Raw genomic sequence first — 18,646 nt, forward strand, 5'->3', positions numbered from 1 at the left:
CTGCAAGAAAGTTGGCGCCTTACGCAGCACCTTTAGAAAGAGGAAGAGAACCCTTACGGGGATGGGAAACGGAACGCCGCTGTTTCAGCTCAACCGGCTTGGTCTCATGCAAACGCTTGCTGGAAGGATTGCGTATCTTTTCAATGATATAGCGGGCGGCAGACGCGCCCATTTCAGCAATCGGTTGCTGGATAGTGGAAAGCTGCGGTGAGGTGATGCTGCTAATCGGGATGCCATCGTACCCGAGAATGGAAATGTCCTCTGGCACACGCAAACCACGGTCAAAGCACGCATGCATCGCACCAATGGCTGCAGTATCCGTAATCGCAAAAAGCGCAGTAATCTCAGGGTTTTGGTCCAGCAATTCATTGGCTGTCGCATACCCCAGATCATAACGCTTACGCTCATTAGGCTCTGGCAGGTAGACAGACTTCTCAATCTGATATTCGCGGGCAACTTCCAGTATGCCGCGCATACGTAAGTTACCAACGCTCTCGCGGCGCGGATCATGATCGGCTTTGGTTGCAAGCACGCCGATATGTTTATGCCCCAGTGCAACGAGGTAGCGCATGCCAATCCGGCCACCCTCGGTGTTGTCGCAAACCACAAAGGATTCAGAGCGGCGCCCCGGAAGAATGTCCACGTAGACCGTCGGAATATCATTGGCTTGCAAGCGCTTAACGTTCTTCAGTGTCTCAGCTGCCGAGTTGGACGGGCGAACGATTGCACCTGCCACCTGCATCTCGATCATGGTCTGGGTGTACTTGCGCTCCCGCTCCGCTTCTCCCCGTGTGCAACAGGAGAGGACCTTGAAGCCTTCATCATGCAGCGTCTTCTCAATGGAGGCATAAAGCATGGTTGCGAACGGGGATTTCTGGTTCTCCAGGAACAACGCCACGAGATTGGAATCCTGCCGGCGCAAAGAAGTTGCCAGACGGTTGGGGCGATACCCCAACTCATCAATGACAGCTTGAATCTTTGCGCGGGTTTCATCCTTTACCCGCTCATCCTTGTTCAACACACGAGAGACGGTTGCCGTTGAAACACCTGCTTTTTCTGCTACATCCCGGATACTTGCCATCAGTGCTACCCCGCCATCGCTTCAAGCTGGTCTACTGGCGTATTTTGCACCACATCGGGATGATGGCAAGCAAGCAGATGGTCCGTGCTGATCTCACCAAGTGATGGATCAGAACTCTCGCAAATACTTGTGGCATAACGACATCTTGGCGCGAATGGGCATCCCTTTGGCAAGTTGGCCGGGTCCGGTACATTGCCTTCCAGACGGATGCGCGTGTCATCCGCGTGGGCATTCGGCACCGGTTCCAGAATCGCACTCATCAACGCTTCGGTATATGGATGCCTTGACGCGTTGAAGATCGTCTCCGTTTCTGCCAGCTCCACAATCCGCCCTGCATACATCACAGCAACACGGTCACTGATATGGGCGACAACGCTGAGATCATGGCTGATGAACAGGTAGGTAAGGTTCAACTCTTCCTGAAGGTCTTTCAGCAGGTTGAGGATCTGCGCCTGTACGGAAACATCCAGTGCAGAAACCGCTTCATCCGCAATAATAACCTTCGGATAAGGAGCCAAAGCACGTGCAATACCAATACGTTGACGCTGACCACCACTGAAAGCATGCGGGTAGCGTTTGAGGAACTCTTTTGAGAAGCCAATTTTATCAAGCACCTCAAGAACACGATGCTCAATGTCCTTTGAGCTCTTCAGCTCCTGTCCAACCCGCAGCACTTCAGCAATGATATCATAAACCGCCATGCGAGGGTTGAGTGAGGAGTTCGGGTCCTGAAACACCATCCGAATATCCGCCCAGTATGGACGCAACTGACTGTCCGTTTTGCCAGTCAGCTCAACGTCTTCCTCGTTTGGACGGAACACCACCTTGCCCGTGGTCGCCTTGTGCAGGCCGATAATCGTCTGACCCAATGTGGACTTGCCGCAGCCAGATTCCCCAACAAGACCAAGGGTTTCACCACGCCAGATGTTGAGCGAAACATCATTCAGCGAGCGCACTGTTCCCGTTTGACGGTTGAAGAAGCCTGAGCGGATCGGGAAGTGTTTGCTCACGTTCTGTAGTTCAAGGATTGGCGCAGCTGTGCGGTCTACCGGGTTTGGGACATGCAGGCAGTCATCAACTTGGGAGGTCGACGCATGTAGTGGGACAAGTTCTGCCTGTGCCCCAAACCCGTGACAGCGGACGCTTTGCACCCCACTGATCGCGGTGAGCTCTGGTAGTTTTTCGTTACAAAGACCGGTGACAAAGTGGTCACAACGCTCCTGAAATGGACAGCCCTTGGGCCGGTTCTGAAGGCTTGGCACAACGCCCGGAATAGCATTGAGACGTGCACGGCGTTTGCCATCTGTGTGAGGCAGGGAGGCCAAAAGACCTTTTGTATAAGGGTGTTGCGGGTTGGTGAGAATCTGCTCAACAGGCCCCTGCTCCACCACATTGCCCAGATACATGATCACCACCTCATCGGCGATATCTGCCACCACCCCAAGATCATGGGTGATGAACAGCATGGACATATTGCGGGTCTTCTGCAGATCACGCATCAGGTCCAGAATAATAGCCTGCGTGGTCACATCCAGCGCGGTGGTTGGCTCATCGGCAATGAGAAGGCGTGGGTTACAGATCAGGGCCATTGCAATCATGGCACGTTGGCGCATACCACCAGACAGTTCAAAGGTGTAGCTGTCGAACCGGTCAGCAGCAGAAGGAATGCCCACCAGCCGCAACATCTCAATCGCCTGAAACTTGGCTTCTTCCTTGCTCAGATTCGTATGCCAGCGCAGCACTTCTACGATCTGGTTGCCAATGGTGTAGAGCGGAGACAGCGAGGTCATCGGCTCCTGATAGATCATGGAGATCTCGTTGCCCTGAATGGCGCGAATATGCTTTGCTTTTGCAGGACCTTGGGCAAGATCAAGCTGATCACCACTCGCACGCTGGTACTCTATGCTGCCGCTTTCAATGGCAGCGTGGTTGTCCAGAATACGCAGCAGCGCCTTTGCGGTGACAGACTTTCCGCAGCCGGACTCCCCCACCAGACACACAGTTTTCCCCTCGGGAATGGAAAAACTGATGTTGTCCAGCGCGGTTACTTTCCCATCATCTCCTGAGAAGGAAACACTGAGATCCGTGACGTTAATCATGGGTTTCATGGTTTCAATCCTCACTTGGAATACGGGTCGGCAGCATCACGCAAGCCGTCACCAAAGAAATTGAGTGCAAGCACAGCGATCACGACCATCACGCCCGGCCAAAACAACCATGGAGCATTAGCAATAGAGCGGATGTTCTGCGCTTCCTGCAGCAGAACACCCCAGCTGACCACAGGCTGGCGCAGGCCAATCCCCAGGAAGGACAAAGACGTTTCAGCAACAATCATGCCCGGAATGGCAAGCGTCACCACCGCAATGATATGACTGATGAAACTTGGTACCATATGGCCTACCAGAACACGCGGAACAGAACATCCGTCCAAACGAGCGGCTTTTACGAAGTCCTCCGATTTAAGAGAGATAAACTTGCCGCGCACCACGCGGGCCAACCCTGTCCAACCGATGATCGACAGGATTACCGTGATCAGCAAGTAGGTCTGCAAAGGTGGAGTATCCGGCGGAATCGCAGCGGCGAGGCCGATCCAGAGCGGGATACTTGGTAAAGATTGGAGGAACTCAACAACACGCTGCGTGACCGTATCCACCCAGCCCCCGAAGTAGCCGGAAAGACCGCCGATCAGCACACCCAGCACGAGGCTCAAGGCTACGCCTACAAGACCGATGGTCATGGATACGCGCGTGCCATGGATGGTGCGGCTCAGCACATCACGGCCAAGACGGTCCGCTCCCAGCAAAAACATGCGATCACGTTTCTTGACCGGGCCAAACAGGCGGCGCTCAGCAGGGATGAAACCAAACAGATTGTAAGGCTTACCTTTGACGAAAAAGCCTAGCTTCACAACACGGCGCGGGTCTTCAACAAAGGTGCGGCGACCTGAGTTGTAGTCAATCTTGGAGCGGTATCCCAACACATGCGGCTGAAACACTTTACCGTCCTTTGTCTCCAGCAACCAATGAATGCTCTGCGGCGGTGCGTAGGTATTGCGCACGCTGAAATCATTTGGATCATGAGGCGCAAGAAACTCCACGAACACGGCGATCAGATAGATCAGGAGTGTGATGATGCCACCCAGCATGCCGAGTTTATGTTTGCGGAAACGGCGCCACATCAGGCGCCATTGGCCCTCATAAGCGCGTGAACTTGTTGGTGCACCAGCGAAATCAGTAGCGCTCATTACAGCCCCCCATTGTTGAACTGACGGCGGATACGCGGATCAAGCCAGGCAAGTAGAATGTCGGAGAACAATGTTCCAATCACAGTCAGGAAACTGAGGAACATGATAAGGGCAGCAGCCAGGTACATATCCTCCTGACGCAACGCATCAAACAACAACGGGCCTGTGGTTTGCAAACCAAGCACAATGGAAACAATGGTGGAGCCAGACACGATCTGCACAAACAGTTCGTTGAGACTGGACACGAACGGGTTTAACGCATGACGAACCGGATACTTGGTGAGCACCCAGTGCTCCGGCATGCCTTTGGCGCGGGCGGTGACCACATAAGGACGGTGCAACTCGTCCAGCAAGTTTGCTCTGATGGTGCGGATCACGCTTGCAGTTCCAGCAGTCCCTAAAACGATCATGGGAATCCAGATGTGGGCCATCAAGTCACCAACACGCGCGAAGGACCACGGCGCATTGACGTAATCCGGTGAGAACAGTCCACCGACATTTTGACCAAAATAGCGGAACGAAACATACATCAGCACAAGCGCCAGCAGAAAATTTGGCACAGCGAGGCCGATAAAACCAAGGAAGGTGGCGACATAGTCACCAAGGGAATATTTGCGAACAGCGGAGAAAATGCCAACGGGAATGGCGACAGTCCAGATGAAGACCATGGAGCAAATCGAAAGCAGCGTCGTCATGCCCAGACGGTCCCAGATCAGCTCTTCAACCGGCAACTCATAACTGAAAGAGCGCCCGAGGTCTCCATGCACTACCATCTTCCAGACCCAGTCAAAGTACTGGGCCAGAACAGATTTATCCAATCCATATATCTTCCGCAGACCTTCGGCTTCAGCAGCAGTGATGTAATCTCCATCCAACGATGCTTCCAAAACCAATCGGTCAATATAGTCTCCAGGTGGCAGCGTGATCACCAAAAACGCGACGAGCGAAATCGCGAGCAAGGTTGGGATCATCAGCAGGACTCGTTTGACAACAAACATTCCCATTTAAAGCAGATATCCTAGTTGCAAGGCTCTGCCCCTCCACACAGGGAGAGGCAGATTGGTTCGGGCGATCGATTACTTCTTGGAAGGATCGATGTAGAAGCTGGAGAAGTTCACGGGTGCAGGACCCGGATACAGCCAGCCTTCCAACAGCGTGTCAGGCACATTGCGCAGTTTGTTGCTGATGGAGCGGAAACCGCCGCCCGGCAACGCAATACCCATGGACAGGAAGTTGTCTGCAGAAAGCTGCATAAACTCTTCCATCAGCGCCGTTTGCTCATCACCCACCTTGGTTGGTACCAGGTCAGTAATTTCATACATGCGCTTCACGCCGGCAGGTGGCTCGGTTGGCACAACGCCTTCACGAACGGTTGCGTTGGCATCCTTTTTCAGGTCATGCCATGCATCCCAGCCTTCCCAGTTGCCGTGCTCTTTGAAGTTGGTCAGGCGCTCAAGGTTCACCAGCGGGAACTGGCCGCAGCCATTCTCACCCACCCAGATGGTGATCTCTTTGTCAGCACGACCCAATGTTGCCATGTGGATCTCATCACTGGCCACGCTCACCACAACCTCAAGACCCTGCTCCTGCCAGTCTTTCGCGATGATCTGCATCATATCCACCCAGTCCGGACGGAAGCCTTCGTTCACATGAATAATGAACTTGAATGGCTTGCCATCAGGACCAACACGTTTTCCGTCCGGGCCCATTGGCAGAATCTTATCGAGATGCACTGCTGCCAGTTCAGGATCGAACTCAGTGTACTGACGCGCCAGCTGATCATTGTAATACGGCGATTCAGGACGCGGACTGACCTGATATGGCTCCCCTTGCCCCAGATACACGGCATCAATGATCAGGTCCCGGTCCACTGCAAGAGACAGACCGATACGAAAGTCTTTGCTTTGGAATACCTGCGCCTTGATCGGGTCAGGATGGTTCATGGCGAACATGAACTGCGCATTGTTGTAGTTACAGCTGTTCGCCGTCACGAGGCGATAGTCACCCCGCTCTTTATTATCGAAGAAGACAGAGCGGTTTGGCGGCGTTGAGATGTTGCGCGGAGAGATGTCAATCTCACCCTGAACGGTTTTCAGCAGCGCAACTTCCGGATCTTTCGCCAGCACCCATGTGCGTTTATCGATGTAAGGCAACTGGTTACAGGAGCTGTCGACTTTCCAGTAATACGGGTTGCGCTCAAAGGTGAAACGCTCTTTGCCAAGAACTGCTTCAGTCGGACGCCATGCCAGCATGGTTGGGCGGTTGGGATCGTTGTGCTCAGCATTTTTGCCGTAAGTTCCAATACGGCCAAGCCACCATTTTCCGAAGTCAGCTTCACCTGAATCTGCCATCATCTTGGCAACGCCGTCCGGGTTCAGGTCTTTCATGAAGTCTTTGACGTAATGCTCAGCAAACTGGACGACACGCTGACCGTAGGGTGAAGCCATATCCAGCATGAAGACACCGTTTGGCTGGCTCCAGGAGAAGCGCACTGTCGTGTCGTCCAGCGCTTCGACTTTCGCTTCTTCACCATTGACGATGAACATCTTGCGAGGACCCTTGGGGTTGATCTCACGGTTGGTTTCAATGTGATCCCACCAGAACTGGATGTCCTTAGCAGAAAACGGCTTGCCATCAGACCATTTCAGGCCTTCGCGCAGTTTGAAGGTGTAGGTGGTCGCATCCGCCGAGATGTCCCAGCTCTCGGCAATGTTGGGCAGAACCTCGGAACCATCCGGGCTCCAGCGCACCAACGGGTCGTATCCATAACGACGATAGTCACCGATACGGGACCCGGCATATACATCGGTCATCTCACCGCCATAGGTACCGATACCCTCAACCCCTTCAACAACGAGTGGATTAACCGGCAGGCGATCCGCGACGGCTGGCAGGCCGGACATCTGATCCAGAAGTGGTGCCTGATGATACACTGAACATTGATTGGCAGAAGCTGCTGCTGTGGCTGCCACAAGGGCCAGCGCGCTGACTGCTCCGCCCAAAACCATCTGCCGACTACGTTTCAAACTCATTGCAAAATTCCTCCGCAAGCTTTGTGTAAAGACTACCAGCAATCGGAATCACTGTAATCCTTTTCACTTTTTTGCTTCTACACATGACACTCATATGACGAATCGGCGTCTTATATTGAAGCTTGCCAGCAGGTCTCCTCCCATACCGACACCCCTAGGTGATCTACATTATTCGCAGAATTGCAACAGTTGTGAGTTTCAATTTCACTTGTTACGCCCCGAAAATTAGTATAAACCCATAAATCACAGTCATGAAACATCAAAGTGTAACGTTTACATGTTTTTGGTCGTATTTTTACATTACTGTTTTATGAAACTCTGATTCATAGAGACCCGCTCCCACACTCTTATGAGTGTTACATAATAATATATTTTCACGAGGACTTTTTTGGCATGACAGATATTCGTCGTGTAGCTGAGGTAGCAGGCGTATCCACGGCCACGGTGTCGCGGGTCGTCAACAACACTGGCCTAGTGAATGCCAAAACCCGCGAAAAAGTTCAGCATGCCATTCTTGAGTTGGATTATCGGCCCAACAAGATGGCAAGCAGTTTGCGGCAAAAAGAGACCCGCATCGTCGGTATTTTGCAAACCGACCACAGCACACATTTCAGCTCAATATTCGCAGATGCTACGGAAGATACGCTCTTCAATCATGGCTTTACTACGATTATGAGCAACACCTATGGTGAGCGGGCAATGGAAAAGGAGCAGATTGAATTTCTGCTCGACATGCGCGTGGGCGGTATTTTACTGCGTCCGTTTAAGGACACTTCGCACATCCCCTCTCTTATCCATCGTCTTGAACAGGCGAATGTGGCCTGCGTGCTGGTGGAAAGCTATCCTGTCGATCCGCTGCAGTTTCATGCCAATCTCAACAATGTGCAAGGCGGACACATCGCTATCCAGCACTTGCTCAAACTGGGCCACCGGTCCATAGGCATGTTGCTGCCGTTTGAACCGTGGCATACGGAAGGCCCGCATGACTTACGCCTGGCAGCCGTTCAGCGCGCAATAGCTCAGTTTCCAGAGCCTGTTGAGCTTCACATCAGACGGGATAATGCGAAAGATCAGGTCGCTTTTGGATTTGAAGCAACGCGTGCACTGCTACAGACTTCACCTGACATCACTGCAATTTTCGGGACAACTGACCTACTCGCTGCCGGAGCTCTTCATGCAGCCCAGGAGATGCACCTGTCTGTCCCCTCAGATCTTTCAATCATTGGCTATGACGACAGCTATGTCGCCTCATCCATGCACCCCCGCCTGACCACGGTTTCCCAACCCATTGATGCGCTTGGAGAAGCGACGGGGAAACTGCTGCTTTCAATCATTGAAGACCCCACAATCCCACCCCGCTCCGTTTCCATTTCCAACATTTTGAAGGTTCGCGACAGCACCGGACCTGCCCGTACTTCATAGGACATTTCATCGTGATTACAGACTTCTTTCCAAACGCTGATCCCGCTCATACGCTCTGGTACGATACACCTGCTGCCCACTGGAACGAGGCCTTACCACTCGGAAATGGCCGTCTTGGCGCGATGGTCTATGGCAGCCCAATAAACACCCGCATTCACCTCAACGAAGATACGCTTTATTCGGGTGAACCAACTCGTATTTATCCGGTGCCGGAAATAGCAAATCAAATTGCGCATGCAGAAAAGCTTTTGAGAGACGGAAAGCTCTTTGAAGCGCAAGAGTTCGTGCGCAAGAACTGGACGGGACGACAAGGGCAAGCCTACCAACCAGTCGGCAATCTATTCATCACAATGGCAGACCAAGGCGAAACATCAAACTACTGCCGCGCGCTGGATATTCGTCATTCTTTGCATCATGAGAGCTATGAGCAAGGGGGCGTGAAATACGAGCGCACCACCTTTGCCAGCTATCCGGATAATGTCATTGTCGTTCGCCTGACAACAGACAAGCCGGGCACACTCTCCCTCAGTCTGCATTATGACAGCCCGCACCCGACATGCCGTACAACGCAGGAAGCTGACAACACGCGCTTGCATCTTCGCGGCCAAGCACCCGCCTTTACCAGCAGCCGTGTGATTGAGCACATCGAGCATGATCAGGAACAGGCCCGGAATCCCGAGATTTTTGGCGCAGACGGCAAACTCCGTCCCTTTGCTGAGAATGAGCAGGACGGACATCGCGGCGGTATTGTTTACAGCGAAGATGGCCTGGGGGAAGGCACGTATTTTGAGGCCGGCCTTTCTGTTGAGTTGGAAGGTGGGAATATTCGCCCAGAACGCGGTGAACTGCATGTTGAAGGCGCAACAACCGTTACCCTTCGTATTGCGATGGCAACCAGCTTCAACGGACCGGACAAAAGCCCAAGTCGTGAAGGAAAAGACCCCGCTCCTATCGTAAGAGAGGCGTTGGAAGCTGCAGGCTCTATTCCTTATGAGGGCATGCTGCAAAAACACATGGATGATGTGTTGAAGCTGTTTGACCGTGTATCGCTCAAACTAGGCATTGATCCCATTCCCGATCTGCCAACCAGCACGCGTCTGGAGCAGTTTCAGGACAAAGGCGATCCAGCGCTTGCCGCATTGCAGTTCCAGTATGGCCGTTATCTGTTGATTTCGTCTTCTCGTTCAGGCAGTCAGCCACCAAACCTGCAAGGCATCTGGAACAACCTACGCCGGCCGCAGTGGTCCTCCAATTATACGATGAACATCAATCTGGAGATGAACTACTGGCCTGCCGAGATCACAGGCCTTTCCGAACTGCATGAGCCGCTCTTCATGCTAATTGAAGAACTGGCAATCTCAGGAGCTCGCACAGCCAGGAAAATGTTCAATGCTCCTGGATGGTGTGCGTTCCACAACACCACCATCTGGCGTGACAGTGTACCATCTCCGTGTGACCCAGCCTCTGCGTTTTGGCCCATGGCAGCAGGCTGGTTGCTCTCTCATATGTGGGAGCACTTTCTTTACACTGGCGACAAAGAATTCCTCAAGAACCGCGCTTACCCTTTGATGAAATCTGCAGCGGCATTCTACGAATGGTGGCTCTGTGAGAACAAGGATGGTTATCTGGTTCCGAAGGTCAGCACCAGTCCGGAAAACCGGTATCTGGACGAGGATGGGCACGTCATCACAGTCGATCAGGGCAGCACCATGGACTGCGCCATTATTCGGGAGACCTTCACCAACACCGCCGCTGCGGCCCGACTACTGGGACTTGATGACGTTCTTGCAGAGACATTAGAGACAAAGGCTGCACGGTTGTTGCCTTACCAGATCGGAGCACAAGGTCAGGTGCTGGAATGGTCTCAGGACTTTAAAGAGTTCATGCCAACGCATCGCCACTTGTCTCACCTCTATGGCTTGTTCCCTTGTGATCAAATCGGCAAAGACACACCAGAATTGCTGAAAGCTTCCGTACGCTCTCTTGAGATCCGCGGAGATCTGGCAACCGGGTGGAGCATGGGGTGGAAGATTTGCCTCTGGGCCCGTGTCGGTGACGGTGATCATGCTTACAAGATCATCCATAACATGTTCAACCGCGTGGAGAATGAAGCACCGAAGAGTGAAGACGGAGGCCTTTATGGCAACCTCATGATCGCGCATCCGCCATTTCAGATCGACGGCAACTTTGGTTACACGCGCGGCGTTGCCGAGATGCTGATGAACACGACCCACAACGGCATTGAGCTCTTGCCTGCTTTGCCAAGCGTGTGGCCGAAAGGAGAAGTTCGTGGTCTGCGTGCCCGCGGCGGTTTCGAGATCGATCTTATCTGGGAAGATAACAAGCCCACTCAGGCCCAAGTCATCAGTCATCAGGGAGGCGATCTGACTGTGCTTTGTAAGACGCCATTTGGGGGATCTACTTTTGATCAGACCCTACAACTTTATGTGGCGAAACAAAAAACTGTCGCGGGAGAAACGTTGGCACTGGCCTTTGACGAAGCCCTACTGGCCTCCTAGTCCGTAAAATCTGCTAGAAAATGAAGTGACTAATTGTAGAATTCGACTGAGAACTTCGCGTTACTTAGACGGATTCTACAGTTCGCAGTAAATCGGTTGCACTGCAACAAATGTTTCGGTGAATTTCTTGATATTTCATTGGCATTTCATACCAAAGTTGAAGCAGAGTTGAAGTCAACCGCGTTCTGCGGTCCCAAGACGCGATAGCATCGCACCTACAAAAATGAACAAGTCCGCAGTCTTTCTCGCAATGGGGAAGGCCCTTTCCATATCTTCGTTTTGTCTGGTCCTCAGGCAAGACACTCCACATCTATCGGAATACGCCAATGATTAAGACCATTGTCTGGGGCGAAAACGTCCACGAGCAAAAGAACAAAGTTGTTGCCGACATCTATCCTGATGGGATGCACAATCACATTGCTGCTGCTTTGAACAATGATCCAGAAATTTCTGCAACCTCCGCAACTTTGCAAGATCCAGAGCACGGCCTGACCGAAGAACGTCTTGCAGACACAGATGTTCTGATCTGGTGGGGCCATGCAGCGCACGGAGACGTTTCTGACGAAATCGTTGAACGTGTGTGTGAACGTGTCTGGTCTGGCATGGGCATGATCTTCCTCCACTCTGCGCACTTTGCAAAACCTTTCAAGCGTTTGATGGGCGCACCTTGTAACCTGACATGGCGCGAAGCTGGCGAGCGTGAGCGTCTTTGGGTTACATCCCGCAACCACCCAATCACTGCAGGCATTCCAGACAGCTTTGAGCTGGAAAATGAAGAAATGTATGGCGAGCCATTTGGTGTGCCGGAGCCGCTGGAAACCGTCTTCATCAGCTGGTTCCAGGGCGGTGAAGTCTTCCGTTCCGGCCTGACCTACAAGCGTGGCGCAGGTAATATTTTCTATTTCCGCCCAGGCCATGAGACTTATCCAACATACCACAACGAAACCGTACAGCGCGTCATCGCCAACGGCGTGAAGTGGGCCTACAACCCGCAACCACGCATTGCTGACCCGAATGCGGCTCCAAATGTGCCAGTAGATGAAGCTCCGGAGAAAATTGAAGAACGCGGACCACGTCTGCACGAAGCAGGCGAGGAAGGGTATCGTTGATGCGTCTCGTTATTATAGGAACCGGCGGCATGGCAAACAGCCATGCCAACAAGTTCGGTGAAATCGACGGTGTTGAAATCGTTGGTGGCGTTGATCGCAACGAAGAACGCCTGATAGCCTTCTGCGATGAACACAACATCGCCAAACGCTTCACCTCACTGGAAGACGCTCTTGCATGGGGCGAATTTGATGCGGTAGCAAACGTCACGCCTGATGCTGTCCACCACCCAACCACAATGCCGCTTCTGGCAGGTGGCAAACACGTCTTCTGCGAAAAGCCACTGGCAAGCAATTTTGCCGATGCTGACGAAATGGCAACTGCAGCCGAAAAAGCCGGTCTGATAAACATGGTCAACCTGTCTTATCGCGACGTGTCAGCCCTTCAGAAAGCTCATGAGCTGATTGCAGCAGGTGAAATTGGTGAAGTTCGCCATTTCGAGGCCTCTTATCTGCAAAGCTGGCTGACCCAACCTGCATGGGGTCATTGGGACAAAGAAGAGAAATGGCTCTGGCGCCTTTCTGAGGCGCACGGGTCACTGGGCGTTTTGGGGGACGTCGGCATTCACATTCTCGACTTTGCCGGGTTTGCGATCGGAGCGCCGTACCAGTCTATCTCCTGCCACCTGAAGACCTTTGACAAAGCACCGGGCAATCAGATTGGAGAGTACAAACTGGATGCCAATGACAGCTTCACCATGATGGCAGAAACCACATCTGGCGCTGTTGGTGTTGTTCATGCCAGCCGTTTTGCTTCCGGGCATATGAACGACCTGCACCTTCAGGTTCATGGTACCAAGGGCGGCATAAAAGTCACCAACACGGGTGGTCTGGGTGAGTTGTTCGTCTGTTCAGGCCCAAACCTTGAGAAGGCTGAATGGGAGCAGATTGAGCTTGCTCCAACACCAAACAACTACCGTAAATTTGCAGAGGCCGTGCAATCTGGTGTGAATGGCCACCCAACCTTCCGCCATGCGGCGAATCTTCAGCAAGTCCTTGACCTTGCCGTTGAAAGCAGCACGGCCGGCGGGCGCCGGGATATCCCGATAACCGCACAGCTGCAGAACGCATAATCAACAAAAAGGAGAGTAATTGCTCTCCTTTTTTAATCTGCAATCTACCCTTGTATACTCCGTGAAAACTATGGACAATAATTAGAACTAAAGCTCTAGTTATAAATGTAGTGGTAAATATTCTTTTCCAAACACCCAATGAAACATCCGTACGATGTTGAACGCAAATTCTATTTCAACTCAAATGCCCCATAAGACTTAATGTTGCGCAAAAATGCGCCAAGCAGTACTAATACATCAACAAAATTTATAATATAAATACACACCAATACTTACGCATACTTCGGTGTTTAGATTTCATTATTCCTAAACGAAACATTAAAGACAATTATAACTAAATCTTTCCCTTAATTATCTGCAGTGAAGCATTGCGATTATCTTTGAGTTTAATTATTCAGTGCATGCAATTTTATTTCGAGTCTAGCCGAGGATCTTGTGCCAGTACCTCCTGAGCTTCTTTCAGTTGCAGTAGAGCAATGTTCTGAAACCATCATGGTTGCAGATCATGAAGGTACAATTGTCTATGTGAATTCGCAGTTTGAGAAAGCGACCGGATACTCCGCAGAATACGCTGTTGGTCGAAATCTGGACTTCCTGCGCTCCGGTAAGACACCACGCGAAACCTTTGATGATCTCTGGACAACCTTGAACCATGGCAAGCCATGGGAAGGTGAGTTCATCAACCGGCGCAAGGATGGCTCCGAGTACGTCGAGCACTCCAAGATCTCTCCGGTTGAATGGCAAGGTGGCAGTGCGAACAAGAAGTACTATCTGGCGATCAAGAAAGACATCACGGCTAAAAAAGAGAGCGAAGAGGAGCTTTCCAAGCTCGCTTACACGGATGCTCTGACTGGCTTGCCAAACCGCGCGCACTTTCTGCAAGAGTTGGAAAGCGCTGTTGCGACGACTAAAGATGGTTCAAACCAGTGCGCTGTCATTTATATGGATCTGGATCGCTTTAAAGAGATCAATGATACATTGGGGCATGACGCTGGCGATCAGTTCCTGGTACAGGCCGCTAAGCGCTTTGAGAGCGTCTTGACCGAGAATGCCCTGCTCTCTCGCCTTGGTGGTGACGAGTTTGTCATTTTGCTGCGAGATACTTCCAACGCCGAAGCCGAAATGACGGTTCACCGTCTGGAGACAGCAATGGTCGCCCCGATTGATTTGGGCGAGCAATCTCCAATTCTTTCTGCAAGTATCGGCGTTGCTGTGAGCCAATTGGCAAGTGCGTCCAGCAGCACCATGCTCAAGCAAGCCGACATTGCCATGTATCATTCCAAGTACAACAACCTCGGCTTCAGCTTCTACACCTGTCAGATGGAAGAAGCCGTCGTTCGCAAAGTTCTGATTTCCGAAAAGCTCACAACTGCGATCGAGGAAGGCAACTTACGCCTCAAGTATCAGCCAATTGTAGAGCTGAAGAACGACAAGCTTTACGGCGTTGAAGCGTTGATGCGTTGGGAAGACCCGGACCTTGGTGCGATCTCCCCCTCCGAGTTCATTCCGATTGCCGAATGTCAAAATATGATCGACGACATTTCAGACTGGCTCTTCCGCGAGACGGCCTGCCAATATCGTCAATGGGTTGCTGAAGGGTTCGAGTTCGCAGGCCGCATCGCAATCAACCTTTCGGAACGAGAGCTGGCAAAGCCAAATCGTGTGGTCGAGATTCTCGCTCTGCTGCAGAGCCTGGAAGTTCCACCAGAAATCTACGAGATTGAATTGAGTGAGTCCGCATTCATCAACGAAACAGGCCATACTCAAACCAATCTGGATGCCCTTGCCAATGCTGGCATGATCATCGCCATTGATGACTTTGGCACCGGCCACTCTGCACTTTGGCAACTACGCACCCAAAAGCTGGACAAGCTCAAGATTGATCATAGCTTTGTGCAGAGGATGGAAACAGATCAGGCCACACGCGATATTGTTGAAGCAATCACCGCGATGGCCAGTCTGCTCGACCTGAAGGTTATTGCAGAAGGCGTTGAAAACCTGACGCAAGTTGACCTGCTCAAAGATATCAAATGTTGCTATGCGCAAGGCTATCATTTCGCCAAGCCTCTAACGGCAAAAATCTTTGCCACTGACTGGCTTGGAAAGGCTCAGGCAGTCGCCTAAGCCTTCAGTTCCGCGAGTTCAAACTCACGACCATCTTCACCCAGAGAAAACTCCGCATAATCCTTGATGGCTTCAGCCACGGCAGGTCTGGACGCGTCATCAATGTGGTACAGCAGCCAGCGACTGCCTGCTTTTCGCGGCAAGTCTTTTACATCTGCCCAGGAGCCATGCCCGTTTGCAGCAGTCATGTATTCGCATTCTATGAAGGCAAGGTCCGCCTGTGCAGCAAGCAGCTCCCCTTCTGGAGACAAAAGGCCATCGCCTGAATAAAACAGGGTTACAGTTTCGCTTTTGAGCTGCAGGCTGCGATTTGGAACTGAATGATTGCTGGCGGTGGTCGCCGCATTCCAAGGCCCAACGACTGCCAAGTCCTCAGAATCTTGCCAGTGGAGGTCAAACCCCAGGTCTTTTTCTGGCCAGTACGCAAACTCCATAAGCCGATACAAAGCCTGATGCTGAGAAGCCTGACGAAAGATGGTCAACGGCTTCGAGCGCTTGAACGATTTCATGTAATTGAGCAGCGTTGTTAAACCAAGACAATGATCCGGATGGCAATGCGAGATGTAGATGCAGCTGATATCTTCAGCTGTCATGCCATTTGCAAACAACGCTTGAGGCACGGTTGGGCCGCAATCAATAAGAAGCTTGAACTCACCTTCTGAGATCAACAAAGATGAGTTCGTTTTTTGCGGATCATACGCGTCGCCACAACCAAGCATTTTCACATGCATACTGTTCCCCCTCGCAGTGATCCCCCAGTTTTAAAGCAGAGAGTTTTAACAATCAAAGCATTATGCCAAACTGGTGGCGGATCTACGCCGCTCCCCCCAAGACTTTTTCCCGATGCCACATATAAATGGCGGACCCAAAGATGACCGCAGCGCCAACAAGAGTCAGTCCGTCAGGAAACTCACCAAAGAACATCAGTCCGATCAGCATCGCCCAAATAAGGCTGCTGTAACTGAAGGGTGCGATGGTTGAAGCCTCCCCAAAAGAAAACGCCTTCACAATAGCGTAGTGTCCAAAACCAGACACCGCGCCGATCAATGCCAGCAGAGCCCAGCCCTCCAAATCAGGTGCCTGCCAGAAAATTGGCGTAAACAAGGAAGTGACGACAGCTCCCAGCAGCGCGGTATGAAACAGCACAGTCGAGGGACTATCAAATTTACTGGCGTACCGCGCCACGATATGACCTGCGGAATACACCACAATGGTCGCCACCGCGATCAGTGCACCAAGATCAAGCACACCAGCACCTGGTTTTACAATCAACAGCGCTCCGATGAACGCCACGAGAATTGAAGCCCAACGCCGCAAACCTACCTTTTCGCCAAGAATTGGAACAGACATGGCCGTCACCATCATGGGAGAAAGCAAGGCAATGGCATGAAGCGTTGCGACGGGGATCAGTTGCGCTGCAGCGACCGAACCGATTGTCATAGCCAAAACAAGAATTGCACGCAGATACACGACTGACCCGTTGTTGGGTGTGATCATGGTTTTCACGCGGGGCGCCAAGAAGATCAGCATGAACAGCAGATGGAAAAACATCCGGCCCCAGACCACCTGCAGCACCGGATAGGACAAAGACAGATACTTGCCGACACTATCGACAATGACGAACATAAACATGGCTGCCACCATCCAGAGGATACCAAATTTAACGTTCCCCTGAGCTGGGGCATGCGAAACCATCTCACTCATAACTGGCCTGCGAATTCCGGGATTGTGCCGTTGTTCCCGCAGAAATTAGCCAGCGAGCGACACATCGTTTGATTTTGAGGGAAGGTGCTGAAACTTATGTCCAGGCACCAAAGAATAGATTGCCACCTACCGCAGTTTTTCTTGGTTTTCTATGGCTTTCTGCCGCTGAATGTTGAATAAATTGCAGCGTTTGGCAGATCTATTTTTTGGGCACCAATTGTTATTGTTTATTACCAAAATGACGCGCAGATATATTTGTAAATTACTCAGCCTGTGAGCAACTTTCTACGCCAATCGCTTCCATAGACACCTTTCTCTCCCAAACAAAAGAAGATCCTACAATACGTGAATCAGCCGTGCGGGTTGACGAAGCCCGAATCTTCATTTAACAATTACGTTAATTAAAGAGATGGTGAAATGAATACACAAACCAACTTGCCGAAAGTTTTTGGCGCTTTGGCCGACCCGACGAGGTTTGCCATTGTCGAGCGACTTCTCAATGAAGGAGACTTGCCAGTCGGACAACTGGCTGAACCCTTCAAGATGTCTGCTCCGGCCATATCCCGGCATCTTAAACTGCTTGAAAGCGCTGGCCTCATCGAACGACGCGTCGAAAAGCAATGGAGGGTGTGTGCATTGAAGAAAGAACGTTTTGCAGACCTGCATCAATGGATCGAGCGTTACCGAGCCTTCTGGAACACCAGTTTCGACCGATTGGAAATGTTACTCGATAAACAGCAAGGGGAAGACAATGACGGCAACCGATAGCATGACACAGGACGAAACCATACTGCGCATCACACGGGACTTCAAAGCTTCTCCCGCAAAAGTCTTTGATGCCTGGATAAATCCAGAGATGCTCGTTCAGTGGTGGGGCCCTGAAGGTATGACCACACCAGAATGCGAAATGGATGTACGCACAGGTGGCAAATGGAAAACCACCATGACGTCCACCAAGGAAGGCGGAGCTTATACGGTTTCGGGCATCTACAAGGTTCTGGATCGTCCTAACCGCCTTTGCTTCACATGGAGCTGGATAAATGATGGCGTTCGCGGCCACGAGACAGACGTTGAAGTCACCTTCGAGCCGATCAAGGATGGCACCCGGATGATCATGTTACAAAAAGTATTCACCGATCCAGAGCAGACCAAAAACCACAACCACGGCTGGAGCAGCAGCTTCAACGACCTGCAACGCTTCGTCGAAAGCTAAGACGCTCTCCCCTCCTAAAAAGCGCCCATTCACGATCCGATATCGTGGGTGGGTGCAGCTAGTTAACCTTCACAATTCATCCCACTAAAACTAAATCACAGCTTAGACAAGGTAGCTTTCATGTTGAT

14 protein-coding genes are annotated in these 18,646 nt (G+C 51.7%); 7 read left to right on the top strand and 7 right to left on the bottom strand.

What is annotated here, in order from left to right; genetic code table 11:
• Positions 1–19 precede the first annotated feature (19 nt).
• From DHN43_RS18945 to DHN43_RS18965, 5 genes are all read right to left on the bottom strand, one after another.
• Positions 20–1,081: a LacI family DNA-binding transcriptional regulator gene (locus tag DHN43_RS18945; RefSeq protein WP_063293509.1), complete on the bottom strand. Its 1,062-nt coding sequence runs from the start codon at positions 1,079–1,081 to the stop codon at positions 20–22.
• 5 nt (positions 1,082–1,086) lie between these two features.
• Positions 1,087–3,189: an ABC transporter ATP-binding protein gene (locus DHN43_RS18950; RefSeq protein ID WP_108819666.1), complete on the bottom strand. Its 2,103-nt coding sequence runs from the start codon at positions 3,187–3,189 to the stop codon at positions 1,087–1,089.
• Positions 3,190–3,200: 11 nt separating this feature from the next.
• A complete protein-coding gene (locus tag DHN43_RS18955) occupies positions 3,201–4,325 on the bottom strand; it encodes an ABC transporter permease (protein WP_108819667.1) in 1,125 nt (374 codons plus the stop codon).
• A complete protein-coding gene (locus tag DHN43_RS18960; protein ID WP_063293506.1) occupies positions 4,325–5,329 on the bottom strand; it encodes an ABC transporter permease in 1,005 nt (334 codons plus the stop codon). Before DHN43_RS18960 ends, DHN43_RS18955 begins: the two co-directional genes overlap by 1 nt.
• Before the next feature lie 72 nt (positions 5,330–5,401).
• On the bottom strand, positions 5,402–7,357 hold the full coding sequence (locus tag DHN43_RS18965; RefSeq protein WP_108819668.1) for an ABC transporter substrate-binding protein: 1,956 nt from the start codon (positions 7,355–7,357) through the stop codon (positions 5,402–5,404).
• Positions 7,358–7,750: 393 nt separating this feature from the next.
• Between DHN43_RS18965 and DHN43_RS18970 the strand changes: the two genes are divergently transcribed.
• The 5 genes from DHN43_RS18970 to DHN43_RS18990 all read left to right on the top strand — a co-directional run bounded on the left by DHN43_RS18970 (position 7,751) and on the right by DHN43_RS18990 (position 15,601).
• Positions 7,751–8,779 carry a LacI family DNA-binding transcriptional regulator gene (locus tag DHN43_RS18970; RefSeq protein WP_108819669.1) on the top strand — a complete coding sequence of 343 codons (1,029 nt, stop codon included), beginning with the start codon at positions 7,751–7,753 and terminating at the stop codon, positions 8,777–8,779.
• Positions 8,780–8,790: 11 nt separating this feature from the next.
• Positions 8,791–11,298 (top strand): glycoside hydrolase family 95 protein, encoded by a 2,508-nt coding sequence (locus DHN43_RS18975; protein WP_108819670.1) that lies wholly within the window; start codon positions 8,791–8,793, stop codon positions 11,296–11,298.
• Positions 11,299–11,624: 326 nt separating this feature from the next.
• Entirely contained in the window at positions 11,625–12,407 is a 783-nt protein-coding gene (locus DHN43_RS18980) for a ThuA domain-containing protein (protein ID WP_057461049.1), read from the top strand.
• Entirely contained in the window at positions 12,407–13,477 is a 1,071-nt protein-coding gene (locus DHN43_RS18985; RefSeq protein ID WP_108819671.1) for a Gfo/Idh/MocA family protein, read from the top strand. The genes DHN43_RS18980 and DHN43_RS18985 overlap by 1 nt, the downstream gene beginning before the upstream one ends.
• 435 nt (positions 13,478–13,912) lie before the next feature.
• On the top strand, positions 13,913–15,601 hold the full coding sequence (locus DHN43_RS18990) for a putative bifunctional diguanylate cyclase/phosphodiesterase (RefSeq protein WP_063287668.1): 1,689 nt from the start codon (positions 13,913–13,915) through the stop codon (positions 15,599–15,601).
• On the opposite strand, the gene DHN43_RS18995 is transcribed toward DHN43_RS18990, so the two are convergent.
• The gene (locus DHN43_RS18995; protein ID WP_063306886.1) at positions 15,598–16,332 is read right to left on the bottom strand and encodes an MBL fold metallo-hydrolase; all 735 of its coding nucleotides are present in this window, start codon (positions 16,330–16,332) and stop codon (positions 15,598–15,600) included. The genes DHN43_RS18990 and DHN43_RS18995 overlap by 4 nt on opposite strands.
• A gap of 82 nt (positions 16,333–16,414) precedes the next feature.
• Positions 16,415–17,305 (bottom strand): DMT family transporter, encoded by an 891-nt coding sequence (locus tag DHN43_RS19000; RefSeq protein ID WP_108819672.1) that lies wholly within the window; start codon positions 17,303–17,305, stop codon positions 16,415–16,417.
• Positions 17,306–17,722: 417 nt separating this feature from the next.
• Here DHN43_RS19000 and DHN43_RS19005 point away from each other — a divergent pair, with 417 nt between their 5' ends.
• Both DHN43_RS19005 and DHN43_RS19010 read left to right on the top strand, forming a co-directional pair.
• Entirely contained in the window at positions 17,723–18,073 is a 351-nt protein-coding gene (locus DHN43_RS19005) for an ArsR/SmtB family transcription factor (RefSeq protein WP_108819673.1), read from the top strand.
• Positions 18,057–18,518: an SRPBCC family protein gene (locus DHN43_RS19010; RefSeq protein ID WP_208995490.1), complete on the top strand. Its 462-nt coding sequence runs from the start codon at positions 18,057–18,059 to the stop codon at positions 18,516–18,518. Before DHN43_RS19005 ends, DHN43_RS19010 begins: the two co-directional genes overlap by 17 nt.
• Positions 18,519–18,646: the final 128 nt, after the last annotated feature.

It is taken from the genome of Pseudovibrio sp. Alg231-02 (assembly GCF_900143565.1).
Classification (GTDB): Bacteria; Pseudomonadota; Alphaproteobacteria; order Rhizobiales; family Stappiaceae; genus Pseudovibrio.